Raw genomic sequence first — 18,958 nt, 5'->3', positions numbered from 1 at the left:
CCCAAGGGGGGAACGAAAAAATTGTGAGCTAAAGTGCAGATTCTCACCCCTCATCTTTCCCTGCTTTTCGTTTACTCGTATCCCGCATCTGTTTATCCTACGGTTTTAGTTTCAATCGGCGTTTTACATGCAAGATAAGCACGGGCTATTAACCGCCCCTATTGAGAGTACATTGCGTACCATGACCATACCGACCATATTCGGTATGGTGGCGATCTTGATGTTTAATCTCGTCGATACTTTCTTCATCTCATTGCTCGGCACCCAAGCCTTAGCAGCGGTGAGTTTTACCTTTCCAGTCACCTTTGCCATCAACTGCATCACCATGGGGATTGGTATTGGCTTATCGACATGTATCGGTCGGTTACTTGGCCAAGGTTGTGCGCAAAATGCGGCTCGCTTTACCTGTCACGGTTTATTGCTTGCAGTTCTTCTTGTAGGTTTTGCATCAACTCTGGGGCTCGTAACGCTAGAGCCTATGTTTACACTGTTGGGAGCAGAACCTGAGTTACTGCCACTGATATCCGAATACATGTCGGTCTGGTATTTATCGATACCACTGCTTGTCATTCCTATGGCAGGCAACAGCGCAATACGTGCGAGTGGCGACACCAAAACACCCGCTAAGATTATGATGCTGGCTGGCCTGATTAACGGCATTCTCGACCCGCTGCTGATCTTCGGTTGCGGGCCTTTCCCTGAGCTAGGGATTCAAGGTGCAGCCATTGCTAGCGGATTCAGTTGGTTTGGTGCATTGTGTGGCTCACTGTATGTATTAATCATACGAGAAAAGCTACTTGCTCCGCCCAAACTAAAAAGCATCATCGATGACTGGAAACAAATTCTCACTATCGGCACTCCAGCTGCACTCTCCAATGCGCTAAACCCACTAGCTGGTGCCATCATTATGATGATGTTAGCCAAGCAAGGGACTGAAGCGGTGGCGGCGTATGGCGCAGCGCAACGTATTGAGTCCATTCTTATCATTGTGTTGATGTCTCTTACTTCGGCTCTGACGCCTTTCATGGCGCAGAACTTTGGCGCAAACAACCCTCAGCGCAGTTTTAAGGCCCTGTTTCTAAGCATGCGCTTTGCCCTACTATTCCAAGGGTTGGTCTTCTTAATGATGGTGCCACTGAGCATCCCTTTGGCCGCTTTGTTCTCTCAAGAAGAGTCGGTGCGAGGCATATTGTGGCATTACCTGCTAGTCGTGCCCTTTAGCTATGGGTTCCAAGGCATTGTGATGATGTTGATCAGCGGCATGAACGCGATGCACCAACCACTTAAAGCCTTCCAATGGAGCTTCATGCGTCTGTTTGTGTTTACCTTACCCTTTGCGTGGATAGGCAGCCAAATCGACGGCGTTGAAGGGCTGTTTATTGGTTTAGCACTCGGCAATGTTCTGGGTGGTATATCCGGGTATTGCTTTGCGCTTCGTGTTAGAGCTCAAGCCAATGCGGAATGCGAGTAACCGAAATACGAAAGGCTTTAAAGTAACAGCAGATAAAAGACTAGAAGACTAGAAGACTAGAAGACTAGAAGAAGGAATATGACATGGAAGACACCACTTACAAAATGCTCTACAACGCGCCAATGGGCAAAATGGTCATCATAAGCAATGGCGATGCAATCATTGAAATTGACCATCTCAATACCGAACCAGAGCTGACAGAAAATCCCGACTCGTTATGCCTTGAAACCGCTCGCCAACTGGACGAATACTTTGCAGGCCAATGCACTAGCTTTGACTTACCTTTAGAACCCAAAGGTACCGATTTCCAACGCAAAGCCTGGGTCGCCTTAACCAGTATCCCTTATGGAGAAACCATCAGTTATGGCGAACAAGCAAAGAGAATGGACAAACCAAAAGCCGTCAGAGCAGTGGGTGGTGCAAATGGCAAGAATCCATTTAGCATCGTAGTCCCCTGCCACCGAGTCATCGGTGCGAATGGAACATTAACTGGCTACACCGGCGGCATGAACCGCAAAGAGTGGTTGTTGGATTTTGAGCGTTCGGTTTTAGATAGAACGCAATAAGCCTTATCATGCTAGACCGATCATATAAAGTTTCACCATCAAGAAGTGCCGTTGTCATCAGACTAAATATAGTCTACATTTAAACCTCCACATTAAGAGGTGATGATAATGTCAACTGAAACGATAAGTTACTTAAAAAAGCACGCGGCCAACCTCGATTTATCTGAGCCTATGACCATTACTCAAAATGGTAAGCCCGCTTATACGATTGAATCCTATGAAGATCGAAAGCGCAGAGATGAAGCTATAGCGCTAATGAAACTATTGTCGTTTTCTATTGATGATGAAAAATATGGCCGAGTAAACTCCAGCTCTCAGGTTCGAGATAAACTGGCAAAGCGTAAGTAGTCGGCTCAATAATATGACCACCATCGAGTACACCAACACCTTTGAGCAACTACTTGATGCTTTAATTAATTACTTAAGTGATTATTCGAGTGAAGTGGCTGTTATTGAACGCATAGAAGCTCTTCTCGACCGATTTGAAGCCTTAGTCTCTGATAACCCTCATGCTGCAAACATTGCCCCTTCTTTACTAGAGCTTGGAGTGAAAAACTTTCGCGAATTTCATCTCGATAGTTTTCGTATTATCTACCGAACGTTACCGTCAGCTCATCCGAAAGAAACGAGAGTCGTTGTTGATGTGATCGCATTGCAAAAACAAAATTTAGAACAACTACTCATTCAACACTGCATACTCTACAAATAGCGTTTAGCTCTTCGAATCTCGATTACCTACATCCCGTACCCGCTCTTTCTCATTACACTTTTTACAACATCATTCCCTACAGCGAGGCACGAGCGTGATAGGGAATCTCTCTTGATGTAAAACACCAAATATGAAAAGTAATACGTGGTACGAGATTCCAGATATTTCGTTCCTCAATTCTGGAATGACAGTCTAGAGCAGATGAGAGTAACGAGATTCGAGATGCGAATATATATAACAGCTCTCATTCTGTTAGTGACCGGTTTACTCGCATCCCGTATCTGCTCTTAAAGCTCTTCGAATCTCGTTTACCCGCATCCCGAATCTGCTCTTCGCTCTTCGTATCCCGTTTACTCGTATCTCGCATCTATAAAAAAGCCCGCACTTTGAAGTGCGGGCTTTCAAAATCGTTAAAGCTCAACGTGAACCGCTGAGCCAAACAATTACTTAACGATCACGTCACCTGACATCTCAGCCGGGATTGCGATACCAGACAGAGAAAGCATCGTTGGTGCTAGGTCAGACAGCTTACCGCCTTCTTTGAACTCAACGTCTTTGTTACCTACGTAGATAAGTGGCACTGGTAGGTTAGTGTGTGCAGTATGGATGCCGCCCGTTTCTGGGTTAACCATCATTTCTGCGTTACCATGGTCTGCTGTGATAAGCAGTTGGCCGTCAGCTTCTTTGATTGCTTCAACCACTTTGCCAAGACACTCGTCTAGAGACTCTACTGCTTTCACTGCTGCATCGTAAACGCCAGTGTGGCCAACCATGTCACAGTTAGGGAAGTTACAAACGATAGCGTCGTACTTGCCACCTTTGATTGCTGCAACTAGCTTTTCAGTTAGCTCTGGAGCGCTCATTTCAGGCTGTAGGTCGTAAGTCGCTACTTTTGGAGATGCAACAAGTTGACGCTCTTCGCCTTCGAACTCGTCTTCGATACCACCATTGAAGAAGAAAGTCACGTGCGCGTATTTCTCTGTTTCAGAGATACGTAGCTGTGTTTTACCTTCCTTCGATAGCCATTCACCGTAGGTGTTCTCAAGAGAAGCCGGTGGGAATGCACATAGAAGCGGGATGTCTGCAGCGTATTGAGTCAGCATCACGAAATCGATCGCTGGGAATACGTTGCGAGCAAAACCATCGAAATCAGGAACGAATGCACGTGTAATTTCACGAGCACGGTCAGCACGGTAGTTCATGAAGATAACCGCATCGCCATCAACGATAGCTGCAGACTCTTCGCCTTCTGCTTTGATTTCAGTCGCTTTAACAAACTCATCGTTCTCGTCACGAGCGTAAGCCGCTTCTAGGCCAGCTACTGCAGTGTCGAATGTGAATTCTGCTTTTGCTTGCGTAAGCAAGTCGTAAGACTCTTGAACACGATCCCAGTTGTTATCACGGTCCATTGCGTAGTAACGACCAATAAGCGAAGCAACACGACCTTTACCCAGTTTAGCGAATAACTCTTGGAAGCGTGCTAATGTGTTTTCTGCGCTACGTGGCGGCGTATCACGACCGTCTAAGAATGCGTGTAGGTAGATTTTCTCTGCGCCACGCTCTGCTGCCATTTCAACCGCTGCATAGATGTGGTCTTCATGAGAGTGAACGCCACCTGGAGACATAAGGCCCATGATGTGAACCGCTTTCTCAGCTTTCACCGCTTTATCGATAGCGTTAACTAGCGTTTCAGTTTGGCCGAACTCGCCATCTGAAATTGACTTAGTAATACGAGTAAGGTCTTGGTATACCACGCGACCCGCACCGATGTTGGTGTGACCCACTTCAGAGTTACCCATTTGACCATCTGGTAGGCCTACATCTAAGCCAGAAGCCGAGATTAGCGTGTTAGGTTGGTTAGCAATAAGACCGTCTAATACAGGTGTATTAGCGTTCGCGATAGCGTTGTCTTGGTTGTCTTCACGGTAACCGTAACCGTCAAGGATCACTAGAGCCATTGGCTTCTTAGCTGACATAGGACTGACCTCGTTCAATTCAAAATAAATCGGTATAAAAACAAATTAGCGTAATTTTACTACAGTTTACAGTCAAAACTGTAGTGGAAGATCAAGAAAGGGCGCAGGTAGGATGATCGAACATGAAAAAAAGCGTCATTTTAGGAGGGAGTAAAGTAGGGATATGAACACTTATATCCCCACCATCCATATCGAAAAAACGCAACAACGGTAGCCTCACGGCTCTTCAGTTTAGAAGATTAATTTCAGTGTCATGATCTTCATCATCGTCCTGTGATTTTAGATCATGCACCACCGGTTGCTCTATCACTGTGGTTTTGTTGGTAACATATTGAAAGCTAAAATCATCCCACAATATTTGATCCAAACTTTCTTCAATTTCTTGATTAGATGAAATATCTATTATCATGATTACTGCCTCATATCGCTATTAAAGCTCATAGTAATTATGGACAATAAACAGAACATCTTCGAAAGAATTGTGTAAACAACACGCTAACGGAAGGTCATAATTCACATCACCGAACCCAATATCGGTCTAGGTTCTAGGTTCTAGGTTCTAGGTTCTAGGTTCTAGGTTCTAGAAGGAGCGTCTCTTTGTACTGAGCAGCATTCCAAACCAAATCCCCTATCCCGTCTGTCGGCTTAAACCCAGTTGGTGCATCGAGCAGAAGCCGGCGAATCGTATCATGTTGTAAGTTGTGACAAGCGAAATCCAAAGATTCAAGTAGCGTGTCATATTCATTAATCGGTAAGAAAACTTCTTGTGCAGCCATGATTCGCTCATGAGCTGTTGGGGATACATTATCGCCAATCAATAACTCTTCATAGAGCTTCTCACCTGGACGTAAACCTGAGAACTGAATCTCAATATCACCATGAGGATTCTCTTCATTCTTAACTGAAAGACCAGAAAGGTTAATCAAATTTTCTGCAAGGTCGGTAATTTTGACTGATTCGCCCATATCAAGAACGAATACATCACCGCCTTTACCCATTGCCCCTGCTTGGATAACCAACTGTGCCGCTTCAGGGATGGTCATAAAGAAACGGGTAATATCACGGTGGGTAACGGTGAGTGGACCACCGGCTTTAATCTGCCTTTTAAACAGAGGAATGACAGAGCCAGACGATCCCAGCACATTACCAAAACGAACCATACAAAAACGAGTACCGTGCTCTTTTTGGTTCTCTTGTTCAGCCAAGGCTTGCAGCCCTAATTCCGCCATACGCTTGGTCGTGCCCATCACGTTAGTTGGGCGTACCGCTTTGTCTGTTGAGATAAGCACAAACGATTCAACACCCGCTTCGATCGCCGCTTTCGCCGTATAGTAAGTCCCGTAAACATTATTACGCACACCTTCTACCACGTTGTACTCAACGAGAGGAACGTGCTTATAGGCTGCTGCATGGTAAACCGTTTGCACACCAAAAGACTGCATTGAGGTTAACAATCGATGTGAACGCTGCACCGAACCTAATAGTGGGACGATCTCCACTTCATAACCTTTAGTTTCTTTGACGAGCGAAAGCTCACGATCAATTTGGTATAAGCCAAATTCAGACACTTCAAACAACACTAATGTTTTAGGTTGTTGTTTAAGGATTTGACGACAAAGTTCAGAACCAATAGAACCGCCAGCACCGGTCACCATCACCACTTTGCCTTTGATATTGGCTTCCATCAGTGCTTGCTGAGGTGCCACCGCATCACGACCGAGCAAATCTTCGATAGGCACATCGGTAAGCTCATCAATTTTTGCTTTACCTGACACAATATCGGCCATTTCAGGAACGGTTTGAATCTCAACTGGCAGCTGTGCCAACAAATCCAACACTTGCTTACGACGAGCACGAGAAGCGCTAGGTATCGCGAGTAAGATTTTAGAAACGTCGTGCTTCTCAATTAACCCTTCCGCTTTATCCAAATCAATAACAGGCAAACCCAAAATAACAGTATTGGTGAGCGTTTTATCTTCATCAATAAACGCGCGTACTCGATAGTTTTCAGACGCTCTTAACGCGACTGCCAATTGTCGGCCACCAGAGCCTGCACCGTAGATCAGCACTTCTTGACGAATATCTTTTGACGTCGTCGCGACAAGATTGCGAACCACCAAACGAGAACCACCGCACAACAAGGCTAAATAAGCACCGTAAATAATAGGCACCGTACGAGGGACAGGTTCTTGCAGGTAATAAGCAAACAGAGCCAAAGAGATTGCCGACAATATTGCGCCAGCCGTTACCACAAACAGCGCTTGAAAGGTGAGAAACCTAAGTACTGCGCGATAAAGCCCTAATTTAGTAAAAATAAGCACGGTAGTTATTACTGTTAAGCCTGTCAGTAATAAATTATCGCCATCATTCAAAAATTGGAAATCGCCTAGCCTTGTCCACAGCGCAATGTGCAGAGAGAATATAATGAGTAAAGCATCAATAGAAACACTGATAACCCGCTTTTTAAAACGAGAAAGGTGCCATATGAAGTTTAGACGTTGCATAAAGTTATTCTTATTTATGAGTATTTAATAAACCACAAAAACTGCATGAGTGGATGTGTTGAACATTATTTAAATTCGCAAAGAGAACTTGCAAAAGATAACCCGAATATTTAATTCGCGCTTTAATTTGTTATTGATATAAAAGCCCCAACAGTTCGACAACTTTCAGCTATTGGGGTATTTGTGACGTGTCCAAGAAAACATCTTATACGAGCGTCCATTTCATACCTGAAACGCCTAATCCAGAAAACTAATAATAAAAGCCGCGAAGAAATACCTTTATAATAGGAGTGCCATTTATCAAACAACAACTCTCGTTACCAGACACATTGTTATTTAGTCCTTAATCAGAACCAAATAAATCGCGTGTATACACTTTATCTTTCACATCCGTCAACTCTTGGGCCATACGGTTTGAGACAATCACATCACAGCTTGATTTAAACTGCTCGAAATCCGTTAGCACCAGTGAACGGAAAAACTCTTTTTCTTTTAGTTCTGGTTCAAACACCACCACTTCGATACCTTTGGCTTTGAGGCGTTTCATGATGCCTTGAATACTAGAAGCACGGAAGTTGTCAGAGCCTGATTTCATTACTAATCGATAAATACCAACACGTCTTGGGTTGCGTTTGATAATCGAATCAGCAATAAAATCTTTGCGAGTGGTGTTCGAGTCTACAATTGCACCAATAATGTTATTTGGTACATCTGAGTAGTTCGCACGTAACTGTTTAGTATCCTTTGGTAAGCAGTAACCACCGTAACCAAAAGAAGGGTTGTTGTAGTGCGAGCCAATACGCGGGTCTAAACAGACGCCATCAATGATTTGACGCGTATCTAGCCCGTGTGATTCTGCGTAAGTATCTAGTTCATTAAAGTAAGCTACGCGAAGTGCCAAATAAGTGTTAGAGAACAGCTTTACGGCTTCGGCTTCTGTTGAATCGGTATACAGGATTTCAACATCTTTTTTAACCGCCCCTTCTAGCAACAAGTTCGCAAAAACTTGTGCGCGTTCAGAGCGTTCACCCACCACAATACGTGATGGGTGCAGGTTGTCGTATAGCGCTTTACCTTCACGTAGAAACTCAGGAGAAAACATGAGGTTTTCACACTCTAGCTCTTGCTTAATACGCGCGGTATACCCCACAGGAACGGTAGATTTAATCACCATCACTGCATTTGGGTTAATCGCCATCACATCTTTAATTACCGCTTCAACGGAAGAGGTATTGAAGTAATTAGTTTCAACATCGTAATCAGTAGGAGTGGCAATGATGACGTATTCCGCATTGGAATACGCTAACTCTTTATCGAGTGTCGCAGCGAAGTTTAATGACTTATTCGCCAAGAAGTCTTCAATTTCAGCATCAACGATTGGAGATAATTTATCGTTCAGTAACCTCACTTTCTCTTCTATAATATCGACTGCGACAACGTCATGATGCTGTGATAACAGCATCGCATTTGATAAGCCTACATAGCCTGTACCGGCAATTGCAATTTTCATTTTCATTTTCATTTTCATTTTATTCTTAGTTGACGTTGTAATAAATTTGATACGTTCTTAAATAGGGGGAAATTATTACTTTCCCTATCAAGATACATTGTTAAAGCTGAGCTTCGAGTAGAACGGTACGTATAACTTCAGCCGTTTTATTGATCTCTCCCAGCGTTAAGGTTGGGTGCACTAAAAACATTAAGCTGGTTTCACCTAGCTCAACCGCATTCTTTAACGGTGTTTCTGGCCTGTAACTTGTGCCATCAAATGCTTTTTCTAGATAAACCTCAGAACAACTGCCTTGATATGCAGGCACACCGTGTTCAACAATCGCATCAACAATTTTATCGCGAGTCCAACCTGGTTTTAGATGTTCAGGGCGAATGAACATATAATGCTTATATTCAGCATGTTCAATGTATTCAGGAATATCCACACGGCGAACAATTGGAAGATCAGCCATCTCCTCTTCAATCACAGCAGCGTTAGCTTGACGCTTTTGCGTCCAATCAGTCATACGTTGAATTTGGATACGACCAATAGCGGCTTGCATTTCTGTCATGCGCCAGTTGGTCCCAAAGCTTTCATGAAGCCAACGGAAGCCCGGTGGGTGCTCGCGGTTGTAAATGGCGTCATAGCTTTTACCATGATCCTTATAAGACCACATAAACGACCACAGATCTTTGTCGTTAGTGGTTACCATGCCGCCTTCGCCGCCAGTGGTCATGATCTTGTCTTGGCAGAAAGACCAAGCACCAATATGACCTATAGTACCGACACTGCGACCTTTGTATTTTGCGCCGTGTGCCTGAGCACAATCTTCAATAACCTTAAAGCCATGCTGTTCAGAAAGCGCCATGATCGCATCCATCTCGGCTGGCATACCTGCAAGGTGAACAACAATCACGACCTTGGTTTTTGGCGTAAGTACCGCTTGTATCGATTCAGCAGTGATGTTTTGACTGTTCAGATCCACATCCGCAAAAACAGGCGTCGCACCAGCTGTCACAATAGAGGAAGCCGATGCTAAGAAAGTACGAGATGTGGTGATCACTTCATCACCTTGACCAACCCCAAATGCTTTTAATGCAAGATCTAACGCTAATGTACCGTTACCCAGAGCCACTGCATATTCACAACCAACCCAAGCCGCAAACTCTTTTTCGAATTCACGACCTTCTTGACCCGTCCAATAGTTAACTTTATTTGAAAGTACAACCTTACTTACGGCGTCCGCTTCCTCTTGAGTAAACGAAGGCCAAGGGGAAAAATGAGTATTTAACATTTTGTATCTCTCTAAGGAACATAAAGCTCTGCAACACCATCGATAACTGTCTTATTTCTCACTTTACAAACGGTATCAAAAAAGACTCGACGTTTTCTATCGTCAATTTTCGTAACGGTTGCTGTTGCTGTAACAGTATCACCTAAATAAACAGCTCGTTTAAAATTAAAAGACTGAGCAACATACACACAACCAGGCCCCGGAAGTTTAGTACCAAATAACGCAGAAAAAAAACTACCAGAAATCAATCCGTGGGCAATTCTCTTTTTAAAGCGTGAGCCTTCTGCAAATTGCTCATCCACATGAACAGGATTATGATCACCAGATAATCCGGCAAACCCTTTTACATCAGCATCTGTTATTGTTTGTGAATAACTAACAAACATACCGACTTCAATATCTTCAAATAGGACACCAGAAACGACTTCTTTCACTACTTCCCCCTTTTTAAAGATTTAGCAGGATTACCAAATACGATATCACCCGCCTTAACACTCTTGGTTACTACAGCCCCCATACCGACGACTGCGCCTTCACCAATAACAATTGGGCGTTTAGGTGTACCTTGTTTGATAACTGCACCAGTTCCAATGTATGCAAAATCCTCGACGACGACATTCCCATTACATTTAACTGATGGCGCAAAAGTAACATAATCACCAATGACACAATCATGCGCAACATAACTGTATAAATTAGCATGGAAGAAATCACCAATTTGAACATTTGAGGTAATAGTTGTAAAAGGGCATAAAATACTCCCTTTACCGATTTGGTTGCTGTCTAAAAGCACTGAATTGTTAGAGTGAACATCTAAATGCTCAATTCCATCTGAAGTTAATTTTTCTGCTAATGCTTTTCTAACATTAGAGTCTGCAATAGCTATAACTGCATACTTTTTGCAATAATTAGTATTTATGAATTCTTCATACTTAAAGACTTTGTAATCATTTAAATTGAGACCATCAAAATTATCGTCAATAAACACCAAATCATAATAAGAACCATATACAGATTTCACTAATGGAATCACTTCCTTTCCAAAACCACTAGCTCCATAGACTGCAATAATATTTTCATTTTTCATTAAAGTTACCTTTAAAAGCTGGCATAGTAGCTTCACCTTCTGCTGAAATACCTTCTTTAATGAATACCTTTTTAACAGTTAAAAATAATATTTTCATATCTAATAAGAAAGTTCGATTATCAACATACCAGACATCTAGTGCGAATTTATCTTCCCAACTAATTGCATTTCGACCATTGATTTGCGCCCATCCCGTTATCCCAGGACGAACGTCATGGCGGCGAGCTTGCTCTTTGTTATAAAGGGGAAGATATTGCACTAATAAAGGACGAGGGCCGACTAAACTCATGTCCCCTTTCAATACGTTCCAAAGACCTGGTAACTCATCTAGGCTACTTGAGCGTAACTTGTCACCAAACGGCGTCATACGCTCATCGTCTGGTAGTGAGTTGCCATTAGCATCAACAGCATCTTTCATGCTGCGAAACTTCACCATTTCAAATGGCTTTCCGTTCAACCCAGGACGAGTTTGCCGAAATAAAACGGGAGAGCCAAGGTTTTTGCGAATCTTCCAAGCAACTAAAGAGATAACAGGAGCTAAACAGATAAGTGCAATAAGAGACGCGAGAAAATCAAACGGTCTTTTCATTGTTGACAGCCTCCAAGAGCGCATCTTCTAATCGTTTAGCCATGATATCCCGCGAATAATGGTTATAGGCTAAATCCTTACAAGAAAATTTAGCAGAAACGTAAGCTTTTTCGTCATTTAAAAACTCATTGATTGTTAAAGCTGCTTGTGAAAAATCTTTCTCATGTAAAACAACTCCACATTCATATGTTTCAATTAAGTCTTTTTGCCAGCCGCCATAATTAATAGCGATAGGAGTTCCAGAAGCTAAAGCATCAAACAACTTATTGGCTGAATTATGCCACATTTCTTCTACTGGGCCGAAGAGGGATAATGATAGGTCAGCGGCCGATAAAAGCTTTACTATTTCAGTTTTTGGGACGGGATCTAATATAAACAAGTTATTATTTAAAACCCCCTCTGATTTTGCTAACTCGAGAACTAGTTCTTTTTGCATACCGGAACCAATGGCAACAAAACACACGTTACTTGATTGATTTAAAGAAGCTTTAGCCAAACTTACGATATAACTCACATCATTTATTGGTCCGAATGTTCCTGTATAAACAACAAGTTTTCTATCGCCGACAAAAGATACCTTTTCTTTCTTATAGGTAGCCCCGACATTTTCATCTACATCGAAAAGCTCGGTATCACAACTATTGGTCGCAAGAGTTATCTTATCACTGGCTATACCTTTCCTTTTGATGCCATCACACATGCCAGGAGACAGCCCAATTAACCTAGTTGCATTATGATAGGCATAGCTTTCGAGATTTTCTGCCAACCATATTAAAACTTTATTTTTAATAGCACCAACAGCAACTGGCAGCTCTGGCCATAGATCTCTAACCTCAAAGACCATGGGGATTTTATTTATCTTAGAGCAAATTATCCCGGGGATTGCAATAGTAAGTGGTGTACTTGTAGCGAGAATAACATCTGACTTAACTTTTAATGATTTTGGGATAGCCTTTAAAGAAAACTGTACAAATTTCAAACTTCTTTTCAAATAAGAATCGTTGTTAGAGTATGGCAAATGAAGTACATTTAATTTAATCCCCTCAATATCGATTTCATTCCACCCTGAAGAAAGACAATAATCTTCAGATAGAAAAGCGGAAGAGGTAATAAATGTAACATTATGCCCGTTTGAAACAAAGCGTTTTGCCATTTCAAACGATCTCGTGCCCCCATTTGATTCAGGTGTTGCAAAATATTGATGTAGATATAAAATATTCATTAAAATAACCTTTTTACCCAACGCTTGAAGCCACTTTTATTTGGTGCAATAGGATAACCTTTATGCAATGAGAAAAACAAAACTGATAACATTTTGAATAAGCTTATTTTTCTCGCTCTACTTATACAAGAAACAGCTGCTATCTGTCTGCCTTCACACAATTCTCTTTTCACAAAATCATTATATCTACATAATACTTTAAATCGAGAATCAACAACTTGCTCACTAATAACCTTTGTTAATGAATTATGGCTTTCAACAACACAATAAATTGTTTCATTAGAAACCTTGAAATTATCTCCATAAAACCCTGTTAATAATGAAAACATAACATCATTAGATGCAACAACCTCATCAAACAAGATATTTCTTTCTTTAATAAAGCTTAATTTAAAAAGTTTACTCCAGGGTACAAAGTATTCATACCTTATTGTATCATCACTATTTTCAAGATATTTTATAACCAGGTCATTATATTTATAATGTCTTGTTGATGGTGTCCCGTCATCATAAGTACTTGTAGGCGAGAAATATACAACATCATGCTCCCCAGATAAATAAGGATTTATAGTACTAAAGGCCTCTGGCACAAAATAATCGTCAGCATCAGCAAACAATACATACTCTCCCCTGGCATGACTAAGACCTTTATTCCGAGCTGCGCCAGCCCATTTTTTTCCTACGTCCTGTGTTAAAAATTCAACCCAATTGAAAGCACGACGAACATCAGTCAAATCTATTGAACTATGGTCATCGATTACTATAACTTGACAAGAATCTACTCGTGGAATGGAAGATAACAGTCTTTCTAAGCTTGACGGAGAATTGTAGTGGGGAATGATTACAGTTAGTAAGATTTTATTTTCTAAGTTCATTAGCCTACCATTTTAGAAAATACCACTTTTAGCTTGAAAAGCTAATAAGCGGAAATTAAAATAAAGATCACGTATCATTAACTTTCATATCAAACACGTAAAAACACAAAGTATTAGGTTAGTTATACATGAATAAATTTATATCATCGATTCCTATATTCTGGAAATTAATAAACAGATATGCATGGTATTGCTGACCGAATTAGACCAAAGGCAGGTCTATCATAGCTACTAGATAAGTTATTTATCGCTGAAAAGTTCGTTCATAAAAACTAAGGTTGATGTAAAATCAAAATAAGGTCATGTATAAAAACCCAGCAACAGAACGCTTTATCATATAATTTCAATTAAAATAAGGGAAAACAATTACACACTAAATTTTGTTTGAAATTTTTTCGACAAGCATTTTAGCCCCATGTTTTGACAGATGATCATCATCGAAATAATAAAAGTTAGAGTCATTATTTGCTAAACACCCAATTTTCGGTGAACAAAATAAGTTTTCAGGATAAACTCTAAAAACGTTAACACCATCAACTGCATCAAATACAGCGTACGAAGAAAAAGTTCTGCTCTTGAATAGAGAGTAAGAAGTTGTTATTAATTTTTCAATCTTATCTTTATACACTAGAGGCTCTAGGTTATTGATAAAAGCATACTTTGTTACATCCCAACCAACCTCAGGGACTGGATAAACAAGGATTAATTTGTGCCCTAAAGCATTCCAATGGCTTAACTTACTCGATATTTCTTCTCTAGAATTACGTTCTGTGGTTGACTCAACCCAAGCCTTAGGTTTTGACTCTTTACCGCCTTCTCCATTATCAAAGCGTTCGCCACTCAGATATAGAGGCATCCTCACCATGTAAACAATCGTATATCTAGGTGATATGGAATTTTCTAGATGATCAGCAACCTCCTTACTAACACTAGTACAGCGAGTATCTTCCTCTTTACCAAACCGAGATTCATTGTATCTTACAACAGTGTCAATTTGTGTACACCCACCATGTGTAAATTGCCTATATGAATACCCTTTTTCATCCGATAAAGCGTAAAGTTCAGCTGCGATTGTCCCAGCATGACTGTCGCCCAATAAAAGAATATTAGGTTCTAGTGAACGACTACGCCCACAAGACGATTCGAAGTTTGCCGAATTATGACATTTTTCACCATCGACAACTAAGCTAAAAGAATCACTTAAATTCAATGTAATATCACTACTAAACCTTTCTGGGTATCCTTTCTTCAAATATATAGAACTTCCTAATATAATAATCAAAATTGATAAATAGAGTGGCGGACTCTTTAACAGGCCAGAGAAATTAATATTTTTTTTAAAACGAACAGTTTCAATAAACCTATAACTAAAGAAACCTACAACGATAGACAATAACAGACCAACAAACTCGGAACCAATGATATTTATCTTTTGATTAAACAAAACGAAGATTGGCCAGTGCCATAAATAAATGGAATATGACCAACGCCCCAAATATTGGCTAACTCGATTTGAGGTAAAAATGCTATCCTGCCTATTTGATATAATAACCAGATACGTGCCCAGCACTGGTAGAATTGCCATATATCCTGGCCACAGTGTTTTTTCAGATACAAAGATAAAAGAAGAAAAAACAAAAAGAAGCCCTAGTCCTTCAATTGTTGCTTTCCCTCTACCCTTAATATTTAAAGGATAGATATACGCAACTCCTCCGGCTATCATTTCCCATGCCCTTGTAGGCAATAAATAATATGCAGCATCGGGCCAAATTTGTGTTGCAAATGCACTGTATATAAATCCAAAAATCATTCCTGAAAAGATTATACGTTTTACTAAGGAAATAGAGAAAAACCTTTTCAAAAAGATCAAAATAATCGGATAAAGGATATAAAATTGCCATTCTGCCGATAAAGACCATGTATGAAGTAACCACTTTTCATGAGACTCTTGCGCAAAATATCCAGATTCGTGCCAATAAAAAAAGTTAGAAAAGAAAGTGACACTTGAAGTTATGTGTTTACTCAGCTGTATGTAGTCTTTTGTTGATAAATAAAAAAAACCAAAAACTATTAATATAAAACAAAGGAAAGCCAGAGGCGGTATGATCCTATTCCCTCTTGAAATATAAAAATCAACAAGACTAAAAGTATTATTTTCTAACCCTTTTAAAATAATACTAGTCATCAAAAAACCAGAAATAACAAAAAAGACGTCAACTCCAGCAAAACCTCCTGGAAGCCAACCTGAATTGAAGTGAAATATAACTACAGCAATTACAGCTATGGCTCTTAAACCGTTAATGTCATGCCGAAAATTCAATTTTTTTTCCTATTTAAAAGAGTAAATTTACAAAAATTAGTTTTATTAAAGATTGATATCCTAAAAAACCTATAGCAGAATTGAAACTGACAACTTGAGAGGAACAATGAAAACAATATATATAACTTGGTGGAACATTTAACTCTAAAACACCGCAGCCTTTAATATTGCACGAAATATAGATTGAACCATAAAGCACCTTTACAATATTATTTTTGTACTTTGGATTCTAAACTATATGGTGTTTACAACGCCAATAGACATCTGAGAGCTTATATTTGTATAATCGTCCATATAGATGTTTCCTCTTACTTGTGGTGAATAAAAGGTTACTTTTAGCAGGCGCACTTCTTCAGTGCTATAACCTCAAGGAGAAATCCCCCCAATCCTAGGCGGTAATTCTGAGAATCAAATAAAACTAACTTAATACTAATAATCAATCTAACTAAAGTCATTTAGGATAAATTCTACAGCTATCAGGTCCGTTTAACATTAGACTTAAATAAATACCCTAGCATAATTGCAGAAATAAATGCCATCTTTGATTGCTCTATCATTACACCGCTTAACTGTGTCACAGGTAAAGTAATTAACCAAAGACTAAGAACGAAATAAATTGCGAAATTTTCTTTCCCGCCTTGAACCAACTTATAGACTGAAAATATAAATAAAACCAGATTGATTATATAGAAAAAAATCAAACCTATTAGTCCATATCGATATAAGAAAACCGCAGGTAGAGACTCGATACTTGCTGACTGGCCAAGACCCGCACCAAATATAGCGCTATAACTCTGGCTAAGTTCAAAAGAATCAATAACTTGTTGACTTCGAGTAATTACCGAACCCGAATTAGATGAATCATAAAGTAAAGTTTTAATAGAACTTAAAGCTGGAACACCAGCGTCAGAAAGCATTTCAGAAATCTCAGCTTGGTAATAAAACAAGATAAAAGTAAACAATAGCGGGATAAAAAATATAAAGAATCTAATCAGCTTTACCCTGACGTAAACTAAAAGCATCAAATACGATGATATTAACAGAGAAAAAATCATTGTCTTACTCAAGCTTAAAAAAACCAAACAGAAAGCCATAGAAAGAACAACTTTATCTATCAATCGACGGTTATTGTATAAGCTCACAAAAGAAAGGAGATATATACAATAAAATGAGTAAGCCGAATAATATGATGTACCAAAAAAGGTCGTACCAACAAAGAATAGTTCAGGCCGAAACTCTCTCTTATAAAACAATGTGATAAAGGATTGACTGTATTGTAGAAAAAAAACCTCAAATATTACATATATAAAAGAAATAAAAATTAAAAATTTAAATTCCGGAGTGGTATAAAAATCATAACGTCTACAGATTTCTAACGTAGAAAAATATAGTAAAAATAATAATGTTGGCCTTAAAACAGAAAGTATTGAAGAACTAGATAACTCTTCATGACTAATAGCGGACCACACACTTCCAAACAAAAAAATCTGCATGAAAAAAAAGTAAATTGCCAAGATATAAAATGAATTATATGCAATTTCACTTCTGAATTTGACTAAAAATAAAACACTACATACTAATGTAATGAAATTTATATGAATCTGAGAATTCCCCATCACCATAGGAATAAGAGGGAAGAAAAATATTATAAGAAAATAACTAGAAAAAATCTTTCTCACACTGGTGCCATTATAATTCTATTTAAAGGACCATAAGTTTTCACTTACGTTATATTGTAATATATTTTTCGTTTCTTTGTTAATATAAGTTAACTCATAAAGTCTAGCATTCAATGTCGGTAGATCATTTGAATTTTTAAATTGAAAAATTGTCTCATCGAAATGGTTAGAGAAATGATGGTTGATCCAAAATAATATATCAGGGTTATCAAATGAAGTGTATGATATTGCAACAGCAATTTCCAAACCGACAGGGTTATATGATGAGCCATATCTATTATTTTCTTGGTTAGTTCTAAAATTATCTGTCTTTGTCACTTTAAGAGATTCAACAATTCTTCCTAAAATTTCTTTTTTACCGTCATTGTATAATCGAACAAACGCTAATAAATTAAAACCATGATAGCCGTATTCTTTCTGAACCATATCAACTCTGTATGCTCTAGAAATTAACCTTTTTATAAATGTTTTATGGTAGTGAGGGTATGTACCTAATGTGTGGTAAATCGTACCAACATGGTTAGTTTTTTGGTTAACGTGCAAGTTATTAATAAAATGACTAACATCTTCTAATGGCTCATTAGAAGCAAGCAATTTATATGATTGATACTTACTAGCTGCAAACCAAAGTTGATGATTAAATGTTCTATCTAAACCTAGCCGTTTACCATCAGGTTCAACCACATTAGGCCAATTACAATCACTTAGACTATAATTATAATGGTTATAAATATCCCTAATCATCTTTAAGAGTGTCGCTTCGGCATCTCTGTACTCAGTAAGAGAATACATTCGGCACAGCTCAATGACAGAAACAATACCCTCTATATTCCACGCTGTACCGATTAAACCATTACTAGTGTCTTTTGTTAAGGAATCCCTTGCTTTAAACGGTCCAACTTCCAAATCATGATTTTCAAACTCATTTAAAAATAAATCAATAAAGCCAACCACTCCATCCTTACCTATTTTGGATTCTTTTATAAGTAATGACCAATGAGATAAAATCCTATACGATGTCTCTACTTCTCCATAGAGACCATTAGTGCCTGTAATTATACTGTCTTTTTTGGGTAAAAAAGGTGAGCGCTTCAGAAACTCAGAAATAAAATCTATATAATTCAATTTATAGCCTTACTAGTATATTTAATGAAATTTTTGAATAAGAATTAGT

General features: G+C 39.3%; 17 protein-coding genes. 4 read left to right on the top strand and 13 right to left on the bottom strand.

What is annotated here, in order from left to right; genetic code table 11:
- The first annotated feature begins 127 nt into the window (after positions 1-127).
- The 4 genes from L0992_01075 to L0992_01060 all read left to right on the top strand — a co-directional run bounded on the left by L0992_01075 (position 128) and on the right by L0992_01060 (position 2,746).
- The gene (locus L0992_01075; protein XGB67357.1) at positions 128-1,471 is read left to right on the top strand and encodes an MATE family efflux transporter; all 1,344 of its coding nucleotides are present in this window, start codon (positions 128-130) and stop codon (positions 1,469-1,471) included.
- An 83-nt stretch (positions 1,472-1,554) separates the two neighbouring features.
- On the top strand, positions 1,555-2,037 hold the full coding sequence (locus tag L0992_01070; GenBank protein XGB67356.1) for a methylated-DNA--[protein]-cysteine S-methyltransferase: 483 nt from the start codon (positions 1,555-1,557) through the stop codon (positions 2,035-2,037).
- A gap of 108 nt (positions 2,038-2,145) precedes the next feature.
- Complete coding sequence (locus tag L0992_01065; protein XGB67355.1) at positions 2,146-2,385, top strand: type II toxin-antitoxin system Phd/YefM family antitoxin; 240 nt, start codon at positions 2,146-2,148, stop codon at positions 2,383-2,385.
- A 13-nt stretch (positions 2,386-2,398) separates the two neighbouring features.
- Positions 2,399-2,746 carry a type II toxin-antitoxin system RelE/ParE family toxin gene (locus L0992_01060; protein ID XGB67354.1) on the top strand — a complete coding sequence of 116 codons (348 nt, stop codon included), beginning with the start codon at positions 2,399-2,401 and terminating at the stop codon, positions 2,744-2,746.
- A 443-nt stretch (positions 2,747-3,189) separates the two neighbouring features.
- Here L0992_01060 and gpmM read toward each other — a convergent pair whose 3' ends face one another.
- The 13 genes from gpmM to L0992_00995 all read right to left on the bottom strand — a co-directional run bounded on the left by gpmM (position 3,190) and on the right by L0992_00995 (position 18,909).
- Positions 3,190-4,722, bottom strand: coding sequence for a 2,3-bisphosphoglycerate-independent phosphoglycerate mutase (gene gpmM / locus L0992_01055; GenBank protein XGB67353.1), 1,533 nt, complete (start codon positions 4,720-4,722; stop codon positions 3,190-3,192).
- Positions 4,723-4,948: 226 nt separating this feature from the next.
- Complete coding sequence (locus L0992_01050) at positions 4,949-5,131, bottom strand: hypothetical protein (protein XGB67352.1); 183 nt, start codon at positions 5,129-5,131, stop codon at positions 4,949-4,951.
- A 157-nt stretch (positions 5,132-5,288) separates the two neighbouring features.
- Positions 5,289-7,226, bottom strand: a complete 1,938-nt coding sequence (locus L0992_01045; protein XGB67351.1) for a polysaccharide biosynthesis protein — start codon at positions 7,224-7,226, stop codon at positions 5,289-5,291.
- A 343-nt stretch (positions 7,227-7,569) separates the two neighbouring features.
- Entirely contained in the window at positions 7,570-8,736 is a 1,167-nt protein-coding gene (locus tag L0992_01040) for a nucleotide sugar dehydrogenase (protein XGB68662.1), read from the bottom strand.
- A 100-nt stretch (positions 8,737-8,836) separates the two neighbouring features.
- On the bottom strand, positions 8,837-10,012 hold the full coding sequence (locus L0992_01035; GenBank protein XGB67350.1) for a DegT/DnrJ/EryC1/StrS aminotransferase family protein: 1,176 nt from the start codon (positions 10,010-10,012) through the stop codon (positions 8,837-8,839).
- A gap of 11 nt (positions 10,013-10,023) precedes the next feature.
- Positions 10,024-10,446 carry a MaoC family dehydratase gene (locus tag L0992_01030; protein XGB67349.1) on the bottom strand — a complete coding sequence of 141 codons (423 nt, stop codon included), beginning with the start codon at positions 10,444-10,446 and terminating at the stop codon, positions 10,024-10,026.
- On the bottom strand, positions 10,446-11,099 hold the full coding sequence (locus L0992_01025) for an acetyltransferase (GenBank protein ID XGB67348.1): 654 nt from the start codon (positions 11,097-11,099) through the stop codon (positions 10,446-10,448). The genes L0992_01030 and L0992_01025 overlap by 1 nt, the downstream gene beginning before the upstream one ends.
- Entirely contained in the window at positions 11,089-11,712 is a 624-nt protein-coding gene (locus tag L0992_01020) for a sugar transferase (protein ID XGB67347.1), read from the bottom strand. The genes L0992_01025 and L0992_01020 overlap by 11 nt, the downstream gene beginning before the upstream one ends.
- Entirely contained in the window at positions 11,672-12,910 is a 1,239-nt protein-coding gene (locus L0992_01015) for a glycosyltransferase family 4 protein (GenBank protein XGB67346.1), read from the bottom strand. Before L0992_01015 ends, L0992_01020 begins: the two co-directional genes overlap by 41 nt.
- Complete coding sequence (locus tag L0992_01010; GenBank protein ID XGB67345.1) at positions 12,910-13,785, bottom strand: glycosyltransferase family 2 protein; 876 nt, start codon at positions 13,783-13,785, stop codon at positions 12,910-12,912. Before L0992_01010 ends, L0992_01015 begins: the two co-directional genes overlap by 1 nt.
- 373 nt (positions 13,786-14,158) lie before the next feature.
- Positions 14,159-16,105 (bottom strand): acyltransferase, encoded by a 1,947-nt coding sequence (locus tag L0992_01005; GenBank protein ID XGB67344.1) that lies wholly within the window; start codon positions 16,103-16,105, stop codon positions 14,159-14,161.
- Between the two features lie 476 nt (positions 16,106-16,581).
- Positions 16,582-17,784, bottom strand: coding sequence for a hypothetical protein (locus L0992_01000; protein XGB67343.1), 1,203 nt, complete (start codon positions 17,782-17,784; stop codon positions 16,582-16,584).
- A gap of 18 nt (positions 17,785-17,802) precedes the next feature.
- Positions 17,803-18,909 (bottom strand): hypothetical protein, encoded by a 1,107-nt coding sequence (locus tag L0992_00995; GenBank protein ID XGB67342.1) that lies wholly within the window; start codon positions 18,907-18,909, stop codon positions 17,803-17,805.
- Positions 18,910-18,958: the final 49 nt, after the last annotated feature.

This window comes from Vibrio pomeroyi, from assembly GCA_041879425.1.
Lineage (GTDB): Bacteria > Pseudomonadota > Gammaproteobacteria > Enterobacterales > Vibrionaceae > Vibrio > Vibrio pomeroyi_A.
This window is presented reverse-complemented; position numbering and strand designations above follow the sequence as displayed.

Excerpts from the sequence above, each read along its gene's own strand:
- gpmM (XGB67353.1), bottom strand. The coding sequence starts at position 4,722 with ATGTCAGCTAAGAAGCCAATGGCTCTAGTGATCCTTGACGGTTACGGT.
- L0992_01015 (XGB67346.1), bottom strand. The coding sequence starts at position 12,910 with ATGAATATTTTATATCTACATCAATATTTTGCAACACCTGAATCAAAT.
- L0992_01065 (XGB67355.1), top strand. The coding sequence starts at position 2,146 with ATGTCAACTGAAACGATAAGTTACTTAAAAAAGCACGCGGCCAACCTC.
- L0992_01075 (XGB67357.1), top strand. The coding sequence starts at position 128 with ATGCAAGATAAGCACGGGCTATTAACCGCCCCTATTGAGAGTACATTG.
- L0992_01025 (XGB67348.1), bottom strand. The coding sequence starts at position 11,099 with ATGAAAAATGAAAATATTATTGCAGTCTATGGAGCTAGTGGTTTTGGA.
- L0992_01045 (XGB67351.1), bottom strand. The coding sequence starts at position 7,226 with ATGCAACGTCTAAACTTCATATGGCACCTTTCTCGTTTTAAAAAGCGG.
- L0992_01050 (XGB67352.1), bottom strand. The coding sequence starts at position 5,131 with ATGATAATAGATATTTCATCTAATCAAGAAATTGAAGAAAGTTTGGAT.
- L0992_01035 (XGB67350.1), bottom strand. The coding sequence starts at position 10,012 with ATGTTAAATACTCATTTTTCCCCTTGGCCTTCGTTTACTCAAGAGGAA.
- L0992_01040 (XGB68662.1), bottom strand. The coding sequence starts at position 8,736 with ATGAAAATTGCAATTGCCGGTACAGGCTATGTAGGCTTATCAAATGCG.
- L0992_01070 (XGB67356.1), top strand. The coding sequence starts at position 1,555 with ATGGAAGACACCACTTACAAAATGCTCTACAACGCGCCAATGGGCAAA.
- L0992_01020 (XGB67347.1), bottom strand. The coding sequence starts at position 11,712 with ATGCGCTCTTGGAGGCTGTCAACAATGAAAAGACCGTTTGATTTTCTC.
- L0992_01010 (XGB67345.1), bottom strand. The coding sequence starts at position 13,785 with ATGAACTTAGAAAATAAAATCTTACTAACTGTAATCATTCCCCACTAC.
- L0992_01060 (XGB67354.1), top strand. The coding sequence starts at position 2,399 with ATGACCACCATCGAGTACACCAACACCTTTGAGCAACTACTTGATGCT.